Annotated in this window: 18 protein-coding genes; 13 read left to right on the top strand and 5 right to left on the bottom strand. The window is 69.4% G+C overall.

Annotation, left to right across the window (positions count from 1 at the left end; all coding sequences use genetic code 11):
• Positions 1 to 25 precede the first annotated feature (25 nt).
• Positions 26 to 721, bottom strand: coding sequence for a TetR/AcrR family transcriptional regulator (locus AC0KS4_RS21840; protein ID WP_238957399.1), 696 nt, complete (start codon positions 719 to 721; stop codon positions 26 to 28).
• A gap of 178 nt (positions 722 to 899) precedes the next feature.
• Here AC0KS4_RS21840 and AC0KS4_RS21835 point away from each other — a divergent pair, with 178 nt between their 5' ends.
• The 6 genes from AC0KS4_RS21835 (at position 900) to deoC (ending at position 5,116) form a co-directional block, all read left to right on the top strand.
• Positions 900 to 2,282 carry a DUF445 domain-containing protein gene (locus tag AC0KS4_RS21835; RefSeq protein ID WP_374109687.1) on the top strand — a complete coding sequence of 461 codons (1,383 nt, stop codon included), beginning with the start codon at positions 900 to 902 and terminating at the stop codon, positions 2,280 to 2,282.
• Positions 2,283 to 2,364: 82 nt separating this feature from the next.
• Positions 2,365 to 2,781 (top strand): helix-turn-helix domain-containing protein, encoded by a 417-nt coding sequence (locus AC0KS4_RS21830; RefSeq protein ID WP_225328370.1) that lies wholly within the window; start codon positions 2,365 to 2,367, stop codon positions 2,779 to 2,781.
• 204 nt (positions 2,782 to 2,985) lie between these two features.
• Positions 2,986 to 3,603, top strand: a complete 618-nt coding sequence (gene hbhA / locus AC0KS4_RS21825; RefSeq protein WP_225328369.1) for a heparin-binding hemagglutinin HbhA — start codon at positions 2,986 to 2,988, stop codon at positions 3,601 to 3,603.
• Positions 3,604 to 3,691: 88 nt separating this feature from the next.
• Positions 3,692 to 3,979, top strand: coding sequence for a DUF2516 family protein (locus AC0KS4_RS21820; RefSeq protein ID WP_008261234.1), 288 nt, complete (start codon positions 3,692 to 3,694; stop codon positions 3,977 to 3,979).
• 4 nt (positions 3,980 to 3,983) lie between these two features.
• A complete protein-coding gene (locus AC0KS4_RS21815; RefSeq protein ID WP_238956925.1) occupies positions 3,984 to 4,433 on the top strand; it encodes a DUF2599 domain-containing protein in 450 nt (149 codons plus the stop codon).
• Complete coding sequence (deoC, locus tag AC0KS4_RS21810; protein WP_225328367.1) at positions 4,430 to 5,116, top strand: deoxyribose-phosphate aldolase; 687 nt, start codon at positions 4,430 to 4,432, stop codon at positions 5,114 to 5,116. Before AC0KS4_RS21815 ends, deoC begins: the two co-directional genes overlap by 4 nt.
• A 4-nt stretch (positions 5,117 to 5,120) precedes the next feature.
• Here deoC and AC0KS4_RS21805 read toward each other — a convergent pair whose 3' ends face one another.
• Genes AC0KS4_RS21805 through AC0KS4_RS21795 form a run of 3 tightly spaced genes read right to left on the bottom strand, consistent with a single transcriptional unit; the run spans position 5,121 to position 7,559 of the window.
• Complete coding sequence (locus AC0KS4_RS21805; protein ID WP_238956924.1) at positions 5,121 to 6,176, bottom strand: LmeA family phospholipid-binding protein; 1,056 nt, start codon at positions 6,174 to 6,176, stop codon at positions 5,121 to 5,123.
• Positions 6,173 to 7,000: a carbon-nitrogen hydrolase family protein gene (locus AC0KS4_RS21800; RefSeq protein ID WP_225328365.1), complete on the bottom strand. Its 828-nt coding sequence runs from the start codon at positions 6,998 to 7,000 to the stop codon at positions 6,173 to 6,175. Before AC0KS4_RS21800 ends, AC0KS4_RS21805 begins: the two co-directional genes overlap by 4 nt.
• 34 nt (positions 7,001 to 7,034) lie before the next feature.
• Positions 7,035 to 7,559, bottom strand: coding sequence for a DUF2505 domain-containing protein (locus AC0KS4_RS21795; RefSeq protein WP_225328364.1), 525 nt, complete (start codon positions 7,557 to 7,559; stop codon positions 7,035 to 7,037).
• A 26-nt stretch (positions 7,560 to 7,585) separates the two neighbouring features.
• Here AC0KS4_RS21795 and AC0KS4_RS21790 point away from each other — a divergent pair, with 26 nt between their 5' ends.
• Both AC0KS4_RS21790 and AC0KS4_RS21785 read left to right on the top strand, forming a co-directional pair.
• Positions 7,586 to 8,704 carry a UDP-N-acetylmuramate dehydrogenase gene (locus tag AC0KS4_RS21790; RefSeq protein ID WP_225328363.1) on the top strand — a complete coding sequence of 373 codons (1,119 nt, stop codon included), beginning with the start codon at positions 7,586 to 7,588 and terminating at the stop codon, positions 8,702 to 8,704.
• A gap of 56 nt (positions 8,705 to 8,760) precedes the next feature.
• Complete coding sequence (locus AC0KS4_RS21785; protein WP_425326361.1) at positions 8,761 to 10,110, top strand: L,D-transpeptidase; 1,350 nt, start codon at positions 8,761 to 8,763, stop codon at positions 10,108 to 10,110.
• Here the strand turns inward: AC0KS4_RS21785 and AC0KS4_RS21780 are convergent.
• Entirely contained in the window at positions 10,094 to 10,843 is a 750-nt protein-coding gene (locus AC0KS4_RS21780; protein WP_238956923.1) for an SDR family oxidoreductase, read from the bottom strand. The genes AC0KS4_RS21785 and AC0KS4_RS21780 overlap by 17 nt on opposite strands.
• Positions 10,844 to 11,066: 223 nt before the next feature.
• Between AC0KS4_RS21780 and AC0KS4_RS21775 the strand changes: the two genes are divergently transcribed.
• The 5 genes from AC0KS4_RS21775 (at position 11,067) to AC0KS4_RS21755 (ending at position 16,380) form a co-directional block, all read left to right on the top strand.
• Entirely contained in the window at positions 11,067 to 12,353 is a 1,287-nt protein-coding gene (locus tag AC0KS4_RS21775; RefSeq protein WP_225328428.1) for an ROK family protein, read from the top strand.
• 54 nt (positions 12,354 to 12,407) lie between these two features.
• Complete coding sequence (mshA, locus tag AC0KS4_RS21770) at positions 12,408 to 13,682, top strand: D-inositol-3-phosphate glycosyltransferase (protein WP_238956922.1); 1,275 nt, start codon at positions 12,408 to 12,410, stop codon at positions 13,680 to 13,682.
• Positions 13,679 to 14,203, top strand: coding sequence for a type III secretion system chaperone family protein (locus AC0KS4_RS21765; RefSeq protein WP_225328775.1), 525 nt, complete (start codon positions 13,679 to 13,681; stop codon positions 14,201 to 14,203). The genes mshA and AC0KS4_RS21765 overlap by 4 nt, the downstream gene beginning before the upstream one ends.
• A 43-nt stretch (positions 14,204 to 14,246) precedes the next feature.
• Entirely contained in the window at positions 14,247 to 14,996 is a 750-nt protein-coding gene (locus tag AC0KS4_RS21760; RefSeq protein ID WP_225328776.1) for a phosphoglyceromutase, read from the top strand.
• Between the two features lie 154 nt (positions 14,997 to 15,150).
• Positions 15,151 to 16,380 carry a sensor histidine kinase gene (locus AC0KS4_RS21755; RefSeq protein WP_225328777.1) on the top strand — a complete coding sequence of 410 codons (1,230 nt, stop codon included), beginning with the start codon at positions 15,151 to 15,153 and terminating at the stop codon, positions 16,378 to 16,380.
• Positions 16,381 to 16,400: the final 20 nt, after the last annotated feature.

Raw genomic sequence — 16,400 nt, 5'->3', positions numbered from 1 at the left:
AAACCGCCGGCGGCGCCGCCAGGCCTTAAACGCCTGGGAGCCCGAGCCCGTCGTCGGGGTCCCGGGGCGGGACGATGGGCGACGGGTGCGGCTCTTCGCGGAACTTTTCCAGCGATCCGCCGACCTCGACGATCCCTTTCAGCGCATTCCAGCTCAGCATCGTCAGGTAGTCGATCAGCTCGTCGCGACTCATCCGCGGATAGGACATCCAGGAGTGGGTGGCCAGCTGCACGCCGCCGACGATCAGGAAGGCCCAGGGCTCCGCGCCGCCGGTATCCATGCCCGCCTGCTGCATGCGACGGCGCATCAACACCGCGAGCATGCGGGCGATGATCCGCTCGGAGTCGGCGATGACCTTGCTCTTGCTGGCGGAACTGTTGGCCATCACGAAGCGGTACGGCTCCGGTTCGTTCGCGACGGTTTCGACGTACACCCGGATGACCTCGCGGGTCAGGTCGAAGCCGTCCAGGTTGGACGTCAGCGCCGCAGCCATATTGGGAATCAGGGTCGTCTGGGTGAACCGCATCATCACCGCGGTGGTGAGGTCGTTCTTGTCGACGAAGTAGCGGTAGAGCACCGTCTTGGAGACGCCGATCTCTGCCGCGATCTCATCCATGCTCAGCGTTCCGCCCAGCCGGCGGATCGCGTCGATCGTGCCGTCAACGAGTTCGTTACGACGCTCCACCTTGTGCTGATGCCAGCGCCGCTTGCGCCCATCCATTTTGGCGTGCGCAACCGTGATTTGCTCTGTCACTATCGCCGATTTCCCATTCCCTAGACGCCCTTGATACTACGGCGTGGGCGGGCCGGTTTGTGGTCCTGGCCGGGCGTGAAGTGGCCTCGAAGTCGGGGCTGCAACCAGTGTCGTCACACCAATCGCCGGGAACATAGATGATGAAGTGGTGGCACACAGAGCCTCGGTGCGAGGCGACGCGTCCGGCCCGCCGACGGCGAGGCCCCCTTCGGCGACGCCGTTGACGGCCGGGGGCCGGGGTCGCACCTCTTTTGCCGAATCCTTCGCGGGCGCCGATCGAGAGGCCGACGCGCAGCGACGGGTGGCGCTGCGCCGGATGAAGATGGTGGCGCTGAGCTTCCTCATCGGCGCCACCGGCGTGTTCCTCGCCTGCCGGTGGGCCCAGGCGCACGCCGGCGTGGGCGTCTGGGTCGGTTACGTCGGTGCCGCCGCGGAGGCCGGGATGGTGGGCGCGCTGGCGGACTGGTTCGCCGTGACCGCGCTCTTCAGGCACCCGCTGGGCATACCCATCCCGCACACCGCGATCATCAAACGCAAGAAAGACCAGCTGGGCGAGGGTCTGGGCGCGTTCGTGCGGGAGAACTTCCTGTCGGCCGAGGTGGTGGAAACCAAGCTGCGCGACGCCGAGGTGTCCGGGCGGCTCGGGAAATGGCTGTCGGAAGCCGCCCATGCCGAGCGGGTGGCGAGCGAGACGGCCACGGTGCTGCGCGTGCTGGTCGAGCTGCTGCGCGACGAAGACGTCCAGCAGGTGATCGACCGGATGATCGTGCGCCGCATCGCCGAACCCCAATGGGGCCCGCCCGTCGGCCGGGTGCTGGCGACCCTGCTGGCCGAGAACCGGCAGGAGGCGCTGATCCAGTTGCTGGCCGACCGGGCCTTTCAGTGGTCGCTGAACGCGGGCGAGGTCATCCAGCGGGTGGTCGAGCGTGACTCGCCGACCTGGTCGCCGCGCTTCGTCGACCACCTCGTGGGCGATCGCATCCACCGCGAGCTGATGGACTTCACCGACAAGGTGCGCCGCAACCCCGAGCACGAACTGCGCCGGTCGGCGACCCGTTTCCTGTTCGAATTCGCCGACGACCTGCAGCACGACCCGGACACCATCGCGCGTGCCGACGCCATCAAGGAGCAGCTCATGGCGCGCGACGAGATCGCCAACGCCGCCGCGACCGCGTGGACGACGCTGAAACGACTGGTGCTCGAGGGTGTGGACGACCCGTCCAGCACGCTGCGCACGCGGATCGCCGACACGGTCGTCCGCATCGGGGAGTCGCTGCGCGACGACGTCGACCTGCGCGACAAGGTCGACAACTGGCTCGTTCGGGCGGCCCAGCACCTGGTCTCGCAATATGGGGTGGAGATCACAGCGATCATCACCGACACCATCGAACGCTGGGACGCCGAGGAGGCCAGCCGGCGCATCGAACTGCACGTGGGCCGTGACCTGCAATTCATCCGGATCAACGGAACGGTGGTCGGCTCGTTGGCGGGCCTGGTCATCTACGCCGTCGCGCAGCTGCTTTTCTAGCAGTGCTAACAAGTGCTTGCAATAGCAAGCACTTGTTGTACCCTGGTGGCGTCAAGATCGACCGCCCGACCAGGAGCACGCCATGTCACCCGAGGAGAAGCTCTCCGCCAAGGTGTCCAACGCTGCCTCCGACATGGCCTCTGACATCGGCAGCTTCATCCGCAGCCAGCGTGAACTCGCGCAGGTTTCGGTGCGCCAGCTCGCCGAGAAGTCCGGGGTCAGCAATCCATATTTGAGCCAGGTGGAGCGTGGATTGCGTAAACCCTCCGCCGACGTCCTGAACCAGATCGCGAAGGCCCTACGGGTTTCTGCCGAGGTTCTCTACGTGCGCGCCGGGATCCTCGAACCCACCGACAAGAGTCAGGTGCGGGACGCGATCGTCACCGACACTGCGATCACCGAGCGCCAAAAGCAGATCCTGCTCGACATCTACGCATCGTTCACCCAGCAAAACGAATCCACCGATGAGGAGTGTCCGACCGAACCCGACACCGAGTGAACAGGCGCTTCGGGTTGGTGATGTATAGACGACCGGCCGCCGGGGTTACCCCACACGGAGGGATCTACCGATTCCAGCTCAGCGCTGGACGACTACCCCGGGTTCTGGCGGCCCCAGTTGCGAAGGAGACGTTTGCACCTAGCTTTCCGACCAGACACCTGACAACAAAACGCCAAAGCCAACAACTCCATGAAAGGAAAAACCATGGCGGAAAACACCAACATCGAAGACTTGCGGGCCCCTTTGCTCGCCGCCCTGGGCGCGGCCGACCTGGCCCTGGCCACGGTTAACGACCTGATCGCCAGCCTGCGGGAGCGCGCCGAAGAGACCCGCGTCGAGACCCGCACCCGGGTCGAAGAGCGTCGCGCTCGCCTGACCAAGCTTCAGGAGGACCTGCCCGAGCAGTTCACCGAGCTGCGCGACAAATTCACCACCGAAGAGCTGCGCAAAGCCGCCGAGGGCTACCTCGAGGCGGCGACCAGCCGGTACAACGAACTCGTCGAGCGCGGCGAGGCGGCCCTGCAGCGGCTGCGCAGCCAGACGGCGTTCGAGGACGCCTCGGCGCGTGCCGAGGGCTACGTCGACCAGGCCGTCGAGCTGACCCAGGAGGCGCTGGGCACCGTCGCGTCGCAGACCCGCGCCGTCGGCGAGCGCGCCGCCAAGCTGGTCGGCATCGAGCTGCCCGGCAAGGCCGAAGCGACCGCCAAGAAGGCCCAGAAGGCCGTCGGCAAGGCGCCCGCGAAGAAGGCCCCCGCCAAGAAGGCTCCGGCCAAGAAGGCTCCCGCCAAGAAGGCGGCGGCCAAGAAGGTCACCCAGAAGTAGTACGACACTCGCACGACGTTCGGCTCCGAGTCGCCTCCGGGTGACTCGGAGTCGACGTTTTCGACGGTGCCCGCCTACGCTTGAAGGCGTGAACCACCTCGTGGGTACCGTCATGCTGGTTTTGCAGATCGCCGTCTTGGTCACGGCGATCTACGCGTTCGTGCATGCCGCGCTGCAGCGACCCGACGCCTATACCGCCGCCGACAAGCTGACCAAGCCCGTGTGGTTGCTGATCCTGGCCGGCGCCGTCGCCCTGACATCGATCCTGGGCTTCGTCTTCGGCGTGCTCGGCATGGCGATCGCGGCCTGCGCGGCCGGTGTCTACCTGGTCGACGTGCGGCCCAAACTCCTGGAAATACAGGGCAAGTCGCGCTAGCGCGATGAGGGTGCTGCTGACGGCGGCGACCGCCGCGCTCGTCGCCGTGTGCTGCCCGACACCGCACGCGATCGCCGCGCCCGATCCCGACCCCGGCACCGGGGGGCCGAACCCGCCCGCGCTGTCGCCGCCCTTTGTCGAGCGCACCGAGTGGGCGCAGTGGCAGGGCCGCAGCAGCCTGCGGGTCTTCCCGTCGGCGGCCGGCCGGGCCGCCTCCCGCACCCCCGCGTCCCCGGCGTGGGCCGACGAGGCCTGGGCCGAGGTGCTCGCCCTGGCGCCCGATGCCGACACTCCCGGGATGCAGGCCCAGTTCCTGTGCCACTGGCAGTTCGCCGAACTGGCTCGGCCCGGCAAGACCAGCTGGAACCTGGAGCCGTGGCGCCCGGTCGTCGACGACGCGGAAATGGTTGCCTCCGACTGCAATCCGGGCGGTCGGGAAGAATCGTTCGGATGATCAGCCACCCCACCCGGGCACAGTTGGCGGCCTACGTCGACCACACCCTGCTCAAACCCGAAGCCACCGCCGCCGACGTGACCGCCCTGGTCGCCGAGGCGGCCGAACTGGGCGTGTACGCGGTCTGCGTCTCGCCGCCCATGGTTCCCGTCGCGGTGCACGCCGTCCCCGGCGTGCGGGTGGCCAGCGTGGCGGGATTTCCGTCGGGCAAGCATGTTTCGGCGGTCAAGGCCCACGAGGCCGCCCTGGCCGTGGCGTCCGGCGCCTGCGAAGTCGACCTGGTCATCGACGTCGGCGCGGCGCTGGCGGGCGACGTCGACGCGGTGCGCTCCGACATCGCGGCCGTGCGGAACGCCGTCGGCGGCGCCGTGCTCAAGGTGATCGTGGAATCGTCAGCGTTGCTGGCGATGGCCGACGAGCGCACGCTGACGCAGGTGTGCCGCGCCGCCGAAGACGCCGGCGCCGACTTCGTCAAGACCTCGACCGGGTTTCACCCGACCGGGGGCGCCTCTGTGCGGGCGGTCGCCCTGATGGCCGACACGGTCGGTGGCCGGCTGGGCGTGAAGGCCAGCGGCGGCATCCGCACCGCCGCGGACGCGCTCGCGATGCTGGATGCCGGCGCGACCCGGCTGGGCCTCTCGGGCACCCGGACAGTGCTCGACGGGCTCGGCCGAAGGGACTGAACCGTCAGAGGTTGGCGAAGCAGGGATCGTTGTTGTTGCCGGTGGGGATGCTGGCGTTCCGCGTCGAGAAGTGGCTGGTCACACCCTTGTCGGTGACCTGCACGCTGTCGGCGCGGATGCCCAGCGGGTAGTTCTTGGTCAGGTTCGAGGTGAAGTCGTCGAGCGTCGACTGCACGGATTCCTTGGGCATCGTGAAGCCGAGCGCGTTGAAACTGACGATCTGCAGCTTCAGCCCGGTGCCCTCCACCACCGGCTTGGCGGTGATGTTGTCCAACATGCCCTTCAGCTCGATGGTGCCGTCGGCGGGACGGGTGGTCACGGTGTTGGTGACGAACGGGCCCAGCACCGGGATCGCGCTCTGCACCGACTCCTTGATGCCGTCACTGGTCCAGCTGATGGTGGCGTCCAGTGAGCCGATGGTGCCCTTCGAGTTGGCCGTGTCCTTGAGCCGCACGTCGTTGATGTTGATCGAGAGCTTCATGCCCTTGGCGTCGCGGATGTTGTTGCCGGCGGTCTGCACAGAGATGTTGGTGTAGTGCTTGGTCGCCTGCTGCCACAGCATCAGCGGCGTCACCCCGAAGGACGCGGTCGCCTGGTCCTTGACCTCGCAAGCCACCGCTTGGGCGACCTTGGTGTCCGCGACGTGGCGCACGTACAGCTCGGCCCCGATGAGCCCGGCGATGATCAGCGCGAACACGATGATGAAGATCAGCAGCACGGAGACAGGGTCACGGCCGAAGCGGCGCTTCTTCTTCTCCGGGGTGGCGTCATCGCCGGGCTGAGTGGCCAGCCGCTCCGTCGGTCCGGTGGGCGGCGTGGGCGGCGGCGGGTAGCCGCGTTGCTGCATGTTCGGCTGGGGCGTCCCGAATCGCTCGGTCTGACCCGGCGGGGGAGCATGGGTGGGCGGCGGTGGTGGCGGTGGCGGCCGCATCTGACCTGGGCCGCCGGTGCTGATCCGCTCGGTCGGCCGTTCCGTGGGGGGCTGGCCGAACGGTCCCTGGTTGGAGGGACGGGCCCACTTCGACGGGTCCGGGTTCGGGGGTCCTTGTGGGTTCGTCACCGTACTGATTCTGCCCTATCAATCTGAGCAAAGGCCGAGCGGTTGCTGAGGACCGCGACGGCTTTGCGCGCCTCGGCGACCCTGTCGACGTCGACGTCGGCCACCACGAGCTGCGGGTCCGCGCCGGCCGACGCGATGACCTCGCCCAGCGGCGAAACGACCAGGCTGCCTCCGACCCCGGTCGGTGCGCCCGATCCGGATTCCGCCTGCGCGGCACCGGGGTCCGCCTGACCGGCGGCGGCGACGTAGCTCATCGAGTCGAGCGCGCGGGCGCGGGCCAGCAGCGTCCACTGGTCGAGTTTGCCCGGGCCCGCGCCCCAGGACGCGCAGACGGCGATCACCTGGGCGCCGCGGCGGGCCAACTCGGTGTAGAGCTCCGGGAAACGGATGTCGTAGCAAACGGTCAACCCGACCCCGACGCCGTCGACCGTGATCACCACCGGCTCGTGTCCCGGCGCGACCGTCCGCGATTCGGTGAAGCCGAACGCGTCGTAGAGGTGGATCTTGTCGTAGTGGGCGCCCGGCAGGCCGGGGGCCGCCGCGAGCAGCGTGTTTTTCACCCGCCCGTCGCCGGCCGGGGTGAACATGCCGGCGACGACGGTGATCTGAGATTCGTCCGCGATGCGCCGCACACCGTCGGCCCAGGGGCCGTCGACAGGCTCGGCGACCGGGCCCAGCGGGACGCCGAACCGGCACATGGTGGCCTCCGGGAACACCACCAGCTTCGCGCCCGCGTCGGCGGCCCGAAGGCTGTATTCGCGCACCAGCTGCAGGTTTGCTGCGGGGTCGGTGCCGCTGAGGATCTGCGCCAGGGCGATTCTCATGAGGGCCAGCTTAAAGCGTGACGACCCCGGGGGCTCAGGCCGTTTTGGCGATCCACTCCGTGGTGAAGCGCTGTTCGGCGGCGATCAGTTCGGCCAGGCGGGCGCCGATGATGTTCTCCAACTTGCCGCCGATGATCGGGACACGCACCTGCACGGTGGCCCGAAACGTCAGCCGGGTGCCGCCGGTCCTTCCGATCGGCTCCAGGACGGCGGTGCCCTCCAGATTCACCGGCGCACCCACGATCGAGCCCACGACCGACCCCGCCGCGGCGCCGTCGGTCACCGGCCCCCACGTCTCCTCGCGCCGGATGCGCAGGTCGCCGCTGTGCAACTGCGTGACCATCCCCGGCAGCTTGTCGCTGCGGATCACCTGCAGCGTGACGACCTCGACGGTGTCGTCGTCACCGGACTCCCCGCCGACCCGCATCGACTCCAGCGTGGCGACATCGACCCCGGATTCGGCCAGCCTGGCCCGCCAGTAGTTCGCATCGGTGAAGGCCCGGTGCACCTCGTCAACGCTGCCGTCGTAGTCGGCCGACAAGTCGAATGAACGCGGCATAGCAGGTCAGGCTACCGTTACGGGCCATGAAATCCAGCGGTGCCGGTTCGGTGTTCGCCGGCGCGTCGGTGGCCGAATCGGTGCCGCTGGCGCCGCTGACGACCCTGCGGGTCGGACCGGTCGCGCGGCGCCTCGTCACGTGCACGAACAGCGACCAGGTCGTCGCCGCGCTGGGGCACCTGGACGCCGAGACGCGCGCCGGACGAGGCGGCCCGGTGCTGGTGTTCGCCGGCGGCTCCAACCTGGTGATCTCCGACACGTGCGCGGACCTGCCCGCCGTGCGGCTGGCCAACGACGGCATCACCGTCGACGGCAACCTGGTCCGCGCCCAGGCGGGCGCGGTGTGGGACGACGTCGTGGTCACCGCCATCGAGCACGGCCTCGGCGGGCTGGAATGCCTGTCCGGCATCCCGGGCTCGGCCGGGGCCACCCCGGTGCAGAACGTCGGGGCCTACGGTGCGGAAGTGTCCGACACCATCACGCGGGTCCGGGTGCTCGATCGTGGCAGCGGCGAGGTGCGCTGGGTGCCGGGCGGCGAGCTGGGCTTCGGCTACCGCACCAGCGTGTTCAAACGCGGGGGTGCCAGCGGGTTCGAAATCCCTTCTGTCGTACTGGAAGTGGAGTTCGCGCTGGACGCGTCGGGGCGCAGCGCGCCGCTGCGCTACGGGGAGCTGGCGGCCGCGCTGAACGCGGGCAGCGGCGAGCGTGCCGACCCGCGGGCGGTGCGCGAGGCGGTGCTGGCCCTGCGGGCGCGCAAGGGCATGGTGCTCGATGCGGCCGATCACGACACCTGGAGCGTGGGTTCGTTCTTCACCAATCCGGTCGTCGCCCCCGACGTCTACGAGCGGCTGGCCGCCACCGTCGACGGGCCCGTCCCGAACTACCCGGCTCCCGGCGGCGTCAAGCTGGCCGCCGGCTGGCTGGTCGAGCGCGCCGGCTTCGCCAAGGGCTATCCGGAGCCGGGCCCGGGCGGCCGCGAAGCGCCCTGCCGGCTGTCCACCAAGCACGCGTTGGCGCTGACCAACCGGGGCGGCGCCAGCGCCGACGACGTGATCGCGCTGGCCCGCGTCATCCGCGACGGCGTTCGCGCTGTGTTTGGTGTCACACTGATCCCGGAGCCCGTCCTGCTGGGGTGCAGGCTGTAGCCGTAAAATTTTGCCGACGCGTGCCGGACCCCGATTTGTCGCGGGCGGGTTGGCGGATTTCCCCGGTATCTTTGATTTTCGTGACCCCGTCCCGTGCCCCGCGGCCGTTCAACCGGCGCGTGGCTTTGGCGACCCTCGGGCTCGGCGTGCTCGCCCCCAATGCGCTGGCCGCATGCAGTGGCACGACCGCGAAGCGAGCCGAGAAGAAAGAGCAGCCTTCGCTGCAGCTGAAGTACCAGCCCGCAGACGCCACCCAGAACGTGGTGCCGATCGCCCCGGTCAGCGTCCAGGTGAGCGACGGGTGGTTCCAGCACGTCACGCTGTCGAATTCGTCGGGCAAGGCCGTCGCCGGCGCGTTCAACCACGACCGGACCGTCTACACGACCTCCGAACCCCTGGGCTATGACATGACCTACACGTGGAGCGGCTCGGCCGTCGGGCACGACGGCAAGGCCGTTCCGGTCGCGGGCAAGTTCACCACGGTGTCGCCCAGCAAGAAGATCGGTGGGGCGTTCCAGCTGGCCGACGGCCAGACCGTGGGCGTCGCGGCGCCGATCATCCTGCAGTTCGACGCCCCGATCACCGACAAGGCCGCCGTCGAAAAGGCGCTCACCGTCACCACCAATCCGCCCGTCGAGGGCAGCTGGGCGTGGCTGCCCGACGAGGCGCAGGGCGCCCGCGCGCACTGGCGCACCCGCGAGTACTACCCCGCGGGCACCACGGTCAACGTCGAGGCCAAGCTGTACGGCCTGCCGTTCGGCGACAGCGCGTACGGCGCCGAGGACATCTCGCTGAACATCCAGATCGGCCGCCGGCAGGTGGTCAAGGCCGAGGTCTCGTCGCACCGCATCCAGGTGGTCCGCGACGAGGGCGTCATCATGGATTTCCCGTGCAGCTACGGCGAGGCCGACAAGGCGCGCAACGTCACCCGCAACGGCATCCACGTGGTCAGCGAGAAGTACGCCGACTTCTACATGTCCAACCCGGCGGCGGGCTACAACCACATCCACGAACGCTGGGCGGTGCGGATCTCCAACAACGGCGAGTTCATCCACGCAAACCCGGCAAGCTCTGGCGCACAAGGCAATTCGAACGTCACCAACGGCTGCATCAACCTGTCCACGAGCGACGCCGAGCAGTACTACCAGTCGGCGATCTACGGCGACCCTGTCGAAGTGACCGGTAGCACGATCCAGCTGTCCTACTCCGACGGCGACATCTGGGACTGGGCCGTGGACTGGGACACCTGGGTGTCCATGTCGGCGTTGCCCCCGCCCAGCGCCCGTCCGCCGTCAACGCAGATCCCGGTCACCGCCCCGGTGACGCCGTCCAACGCGCCGACCCTGTCGGGCACCCCGACCACGACGACACCCGCCACCACCGGCCCGGCTACCTCCGGCGGTTAAAGCGGCTGGCCGACGCCTGGTCGCGCGGCTTCATCACGATCAGGTCCAAGTCGACGTGGGCGGGCCGCGAGGCGACGAATCCGATCACTTCGGCCACATCGGCCGCCACCAACGGGGTGATGCCGGTGTAGACGGCGTCCGCGCGCTGTTGGTCGCCGTCGAAGCGCACCAGCGAGAATTCCGTTTCGACGGCCCCCGGGGCGATCTCGGTCAGCCGCACCGGTTTGCCCAGTAGTTCGCCCCGCAGGGTGCGGTGCAGCGCGCCCTGGCCGTGTTTGGCCGCCGTGTAGCCGGCACCGCCGTCGTAAACCTCAAGCGCCGCAACGGAAGTGACGGTGACGATCAGCCCGTCTCCGGATTCGATCAGCTTCGGCAGCAACGCGCGGGTGACGCGCAGCGTGCCGATCACGTTGGTCTCCCACATCCACCGCCAGTGTTCGAGGTCGGAATCGCTGACGGGTTCCAGTCCGCGGGCGCCGCCGGCGTTGTTGACCAGCACGTCGACGCGGCTCAATTTGCCCGCCAGCGCGTCGACGGCGGCGTCGTCTGTGACATCGGCCACAATCGCGGTGCCGCCGATCTCCTCGGCCAGGTCGCGGATCCGGTCCGCCCGGCGCGCCACCGCGACGACGTGAAAGCCCTGTGCAGCCAGGGTGCGGGCGGTCGCCGCCCCGATCCCGGAGCTGGCTCCCGTGATCACCGCGACGCGTTCATTCCTGCCAGTTTTAACCATCGAAACAACCTTAGTGAACGTGCTAAATTTTCCGTGTGCTTCACAGCGCCCTGTCCAACATCACAACCGCCGCGTGTCTGTGCGCGGCGGGTGCGTGTTGTTGCTGCGCACTTTGCCGCCCCTGACCCCATGCCAGGTGTGGCCAAGACGGCCAGCAAAATTCGGACAAAGGACGCTCGTGCCCACCAATATCCTTACCCATACCCATCTTTCGCCCAGTCGCATCGCCGGCCACTCCGGCCAAAAGGGCCACCGCGTGGTGCGCCGGCAAATTGTGCCGCCGGCGTTGCACATCCCCGACTCGGCGGCGGCCTCCGTCTTCCGGGCCGTGCGGCTGCGCGGCCCAGTCGGCCGTGACGTCATCGCCGGCGTCACCTCGCTGAGCATCGCGACGGTCAACCGTCAGGTCATCGCCCTGCTGGAGGCCGGCCTGCTGCGGGAGCGCGCCGACCTGGCCGTCTCCGGCGCGATCGGCCGCCCGCGCGTGCCGGTGGAGGTCAACCACGAGCCGTTCGTGACGCTGGGCATCCACATCGGTGCGCGCACCACCAGCATCGTCGCCACCGACCTGTTCGGCCGCACCCTCGACACCGTCGAGACCCCGACGCCGCGCAACCCGGCCGGGCCCGCGCTGGCGTCGCTGGCCGACAGCGCCCGGCGGTACCTGCGGCGCTGGCATCGGCGGCGGCCGCTGTGGGTCGGGGTCGCCATCGGCGGCACCGTCGACGGCGCCACCGGCCAGGTCGACCACCCGCGGCTGGGCTGGCGGCAGGCGCCGGTCGGACAGGTGCTGGCCGACGCGCTGGGCCTGCCGGTCTCGGTGGCTTCGCACGTGGACGCCATGGCCGGGGCCGAGCTGCTGCTGGGCATGCGGCGATTCCTGCCCAGCTCGCCGACGAGCTTGTACGTCTACGCCCGCGAGACCGTGGGCTACGCGCTGGTGATCGGCGGGCGGGTGCACTGCCCGTCCAGCGGGCCGGGCACCATCGCGAGCCTGCCCGCCCACTCCGAGCTGCTCGGCGGCACCGGACAGCTGGAATCCACCGTCAGCGACGAAGCCGTGGTGGCCGCCGCCCGCCAGCAGCGCGTCCTGCCGTTCGCCCCCGCGAACCGCGGCAACGGGCCCGCCACCGGCATCGCCGACCTGTTGCGGGTGGCGCGCGCCGGCAACCAGCAGGCCAAGGATCTGCTCGCCGAGCGGGGCCGGGTGCTCGGCGAGGCGGTGGCGTTGCTGCGCGACATGCTCAACCCCGACGAACTGGTGGTCGGTGGCCAGGCGTTCACGGAGTACCCCGAAGCGATGGAGCAGGTGGAGGCGGCGTTCGCCGCACGCTCGGTGTTGGGGCCGCGCGACATCCGCGTCACCGCCTTCGGTAACCGGGTGCAGGAGGCCGGTGCGGGGACCGTGTCGCTGTCCGGGCTGTACGCCGACCCGCTGGGTGCGATGCGGCGGGCCGGGGCGCTGGACGCCCGGTTGCACGACGTCACCCGGGACGAGTCGCCCGCCTGACGCGTGTCCTGCGCGGGTGCGGCCGCCGGCGAGCCGTCCTGTAAAGATGACAGGGTGCGGCACGATGACGTTTTCCGGCTGAACGAACCGCGCCGCGTTGCAGTGTTGGCGGTCCACACCTCCCCACTGGCCCAGCCCGGCACCGGCGACGCGGGCGGCATGAACGTCTACGTGCTGCAGACCGCGTTGCACCTGGCGCGGCGGGGCATCGAGGTGGAGATCTTCACCCGGGCGACCGCGTCCGCCGACCCGCCGGTGGCGCGGGTGGCGCCCGGGGTGCTGGTCCGCAACGTGGTGGCGGGGCCGTTCGAGGGGCTGGACAAATACGACCTGCCCACCCAGCTGTGCGCGTTCGCGGCGGGGGTGTTGCGCGCCGAGGCATCCCATGAGCCGGGCTACTACGACATCGTGCACTCGCACTATTGGCTGTCCGGGCAGGTGGGCTGGCTGGCCCGCGACCGCTGGGCGGTGCCGCTGGTGCACACCGCGCACACCCTGGCCGCGGTCAAGAACGCGGCGTTGGCCGAGGGGGACTCGCCCGAGCCGCCGCTGCGCACGGTGGGGGAGCAGCAGGTGGTCGACGAGGCGGACCGCCTGATCGTCAACACCGACGACGAGGCCAGGCAACTGATCTCGATTCACCACGCCGACCCGGCGCGGATCGACGTCGTCCATCCCGGGGTGGACCTCGACGTGTTCCGGCCCGGCGATCGCCGGGCCGCCCGGGCCGCGCTGGGCCTGCCGCCCGACGAATGCATCGTGGCGTTCGTCGGCCGGATCCAGCCGCTGAAGGCGCCCGACATCGTGTTGCGTGCCGCCGCGAAACTGCCGGGGGCGCGGATCGTGGTCGCGGGCGGGCCGTCGGGCAGCGGCCTGGCTTCCCCGGACGGATTGGCCCGGCTGGCCGACGAGCTGGGCATCACCGCGCGGGTGACCTTCCTGCCCCCGCAGTCCCGGCCGAACCTGGCCACGTTGTTCCAGGCCGCCGATGTCGTTGCGGTGCCGAGCTATTCGGAGTCGTTCGGCCTGGTCGCCCTCGAGGCGCAGGCCTGCGGCACCCCGGTGGCGGCGGCCGCGGTCGGCGGGCTGCCGGTGGCCGTGCGCGACGGGATCACCGGCACGCTGGTCGCCGGGCACGACGTCGACCGCTGGGCGGCCGCGCTGGACGGCCTGCTGCGCAGGCCGGCGGAGCAGGCCGCGGAGATGGGCCGCGCGGCCGCCGCCCACGCGGCCACCTTCTCCTGGGACCACACCACCGATGCGCTGCTGGCCAGCTATCGCCGCGCGATCGGCGAGTACACCGCCGAGCGCCGCGGGGTGGGCGCATGAGTTCCTCCACCGTAACCCGGGTGATCGAGGATGCCCTGCGGGCCAGCGGGCTGAACTACTCGAAACACGCTGGCGCACATGGCGGTCCGCCCGGCTTGGTGGTGGAACTGCCCGGCGAGCGCAAGCTCAAGACCAACACCATCTTGAGCGTCGGCGAGCATTCGGTGCGGGTCGAGGCCTTCGTGTGCCGCAAGCCCGACGAGAACCACGAGGGCGTCTACCGATTCCTGCTCAAGCGCAATCGCCGGCTCTACGGCGTCGCCTACACGCTGGACAACGTCGGCGACATCTACCTGGTGGGCCGCATGTCGCTGCCGTCGGTGGACGCCGACGAGATCGACCGGGTGCTCGGCCAGGTGCTCGAAGCGGTGGACTCGGACTTTAATACGTTGCTGGAGTTGGGTTTTCGCTCGTCGATCCAGAAAGAGTGGGAGTGGCGGGTGTCGCGCGGCGAGTCGCTGAAGAACCTGCAGGCCTTCGCCCACCTGATCGACGAAGACGACGAAGACGACCCGGATTAGTACGCTCGGCGCGGCTCGATGAGTGCGTGAGAGACTAACCGGCATGGGTGACTCTGCCACGCTGGTGCTGCTCCGCCACGGCGAGAGCGAATGGAATTCGCTGAACCTGTTTACCGGCTGGGTGGACGTCGGGCTGACCGACAAGGGCCGCACCGAGGCGGTGCGCAGCGGCGAGCTGCTCGCCGAGCACAACCTGTTGCCCGACATCCTCTACACGTCGCTGCTGCGCCGGGCCATCTCCACCGCGCACCTGGCGCTGGACGCCGCCGACCGGCTGTGGATTCCGGTGCGGCGCACCTGGCGGCTCAACGAACGCCATTACGGGGCGCTGCAGGGCCTGGACAAGGCCGAGACCAAGGCGCGCTACGGCGACGACCAGTTCATGGCCTGGCGACGCAGCTACGACACGCCGCCCCCGCCGATCGAGCAGGGCAGCACCTACAGCCAGGACGCCGATCCCCGGTACGCCGACATCGGCGGCGGGCCGCTGACCGAGTGCCTCGCCGACGTGGTTGTCCGCTTCCTGCCGTATTTCACCGACGTCATCGTCCCGGACCTGCGCAGCGGCAAGACGGTGCTGATCGTCGCGCACGGCAACTCGCTGCGGGCCCTGGTCAAGCACCTCGATCAGATGTCCGACGACGACATCGTGGGCCTGAACATCCCGACCGGCATCCCGCTGCGCTACGACCTGGACGCCGACCTGCGGCCGGTGGTGCCCGGCGGCACCTATCTGGACCCCGAAGCGGCCGCCGCCGGTGCCGCCGCGGTCGCCGGCCAGGGCCGCGGCTGAGGTTTGCGCCCCGGCGCGATATGGCGCGCGAACGCCCCGTTAGCCAAACACCACGTGAACGGGAGCGGAACACCTGTGACGCAAGGTGTGACTTGTCCGATTTTGGCCTCGTTCTGCTAGGGCAGCGTTCAGGAAGATTTGTAGGATTTGCTATGTGACTGTGTTCTCGGCGCTGTTGCTCGCCGGGGTGTTGTCCGTGCTGGCACTGGCCGCAGGTGTGGCGGTCGGGGCCCGGCTGTCTCCGCGCGCGGTGCAGCGCCGCCAGCGGGCGAGCACCGAGTGGACCGGGATCACCGTCGGGCAGATGCTGGAATGCATCGTGTCGCTGATGCCGGTGGGCGCGGCGGTGGTGGACGTCCATCGCGACGTCGTCTACCTCAACAATCGGGCCAAGGAGCTGGGCCTGGTGCGCGACCGCCAGCTCGATGACCAGGCCTGGGAGGCGGCGCAGCAGGCGCTGACCGGTGTCGACGTCGAGTTCGACCTGCAGCCGGCGAAACGGGCGGGCGGCCGGTCCGGGCTGTCGGTGCACGGGCAGGCCCGGTTGCTCAGCGAAGAGGACCGCCGGTTCGCCGTGGTCTTCGCCCACGACCAGTCCGACTATGCGCGGATGGAAGCTACCCGGCGCGACTTCGTGGCCAATGTCAGCCACGAGCTCAAGACCCCGGTGGGTGCGATGGCCCTGCTCGCCGAGGCCCTGCTCGCCTCAGCCGACGACTCCGAAACCGTGCGAAGGTTCGCCGAGAAGGTGCTCGTCGAAGCCAACCGCCTGGGGGACATGGTCGCCGAGCTGATCGAGCTGTCCCGGCTCCAAGGCGCCGAGCCGCTGCCCGACGTCGTCGAGGTCAACGTGGACAGGGTTGTGAGCGAAGCGATTTCGCGCCACAAGGTGGCGGCCGACAACACCAACATCGCGGTCCGCACCGACTCTCCCAGCGGTTTGCGGGTGCTCGGCGACGAAACGCTGTTGATCACCGCGCTGGCCAACCTGGTCTCCAACGCGATCGCCTATTCGCCGCCGGGTTCGCCGGTGTCGATCAGCCGTCGCCGCCGCGGCGAGAACGTCGAGATCGCCGTCACGGATCGCGGGATCGGGATCGCCCTGGAAGACCAGGAGCGGGTCTTCGAGCGGTTCTTCCGGGGCGACAAGGCCCGCTCACGGGCCACCGGCGGCAGCGGCCTGGGCCTGGCGATCGTCAAACACGTCGCGGCCAACCACAACGGCACCATCGGCGTGTGGAGCAAGCCGGGAACCGGATCGACATTCACCCTGTCCATTCCGGCGGCCAAGCCGTCAACTCGAGACGAGGGCGAATCCGAGCAACCGCAGGGCCGCGACGTGCGGCCCGACCGGTCCCAAAGAGAGGAAGAACTAAGTCGATGACCCGCGCGTACGACGATGCC

This window comes from Mycobacterium sp. NTMscope_MAC_12 (assembly GCF_976985675.1).
This window is presented reverse-complemented; position numbering and strand designations above follow the sequence as displayed.

Excerpts from the sequence above, each read along its gene's own strand:
- AC0KS4_RS21780 (WP_238956923.1), bottom strand. The coding sequence starts at position 10,843 with ATGGTTAAAACTGGCAGGAATGAACGCGTCGCGGTGATCACGGGAGCC.
- AC0KS4_RS21795 (WP_225328364.1), bottom strand. The coding sequence starts at position 7,559 with ATGCCGCGTTCATTCGACTTGTCGGCCGACTACGACGGCAGCGTTGAC.
- AC0KS4_RS21800 (WP_225328365.1), bottom strand. The coding sequence starts at position 7,000 with ATGAGAATCGCCCTGGCGCAGATCCTCAGCGGCACCGACCCCGCAGCA.
- deoC (WP_225328367.1), top strand. The coding sequence starts at position 4,430 with ATGATCAGCCACCCCACCCGGGCACAGTTGGCGGCCTACGTCGACCAC.
- hbhA (WP_225328369.1), top strand. The coding sequence starts at position 2,986 with ATGGCGGAAAACACCAACATCGAAGACTTGCGGGCCCCTTTGCTCGCC.
- AC0KS4_RS21760 (WP_225328776.1), top strand. The coding sequence starts at position 14,247 with ATGGGTGACTCTGCCACGCTGGTGCTGCTCCGCCACGGCGAGAGCGAA.
- AC0KS4_RS21765 (WP_225328775.1), top strand. The coding sequence starts at position 13,679 with ATGAGTTCCTCCACCGTAACCCGGGTGATCGAGGATGCCCTGCGGGCC.
- AC0KS4_RS21790 (WP_225328363.1), top strand. The coding sequence starts at position 7,586 with ATGAAATCCAGCGGTGCCGGTTCGGTGTTCGCCGGCGCGTCGGTGGCC.
- AC0KS4_RS21815 (WP_238956925.1), top strand. The coding sequence starts at position 3,984 with ATGAGGGTGCTGCTGACGGCGGCGACCGCCGCGCTCGTCGCCGTGTGC.
- AC0KS4_RS21840 (WP_238957399.1), bottom strand. The coding sequence starts at position 721 with ATGGATGGGCGCAAGCGGCGCTGGCATCAGCACAAGGTGGAGCGTCGT.
- AC0KS4_RS21830 (WP_225328370.1), top strand. The coding sequence starts at position 2,365 with ATGTCACCCGAGGAGAAGCTCTCCGCCAAGGTGTCCAACGCTGCCTCC.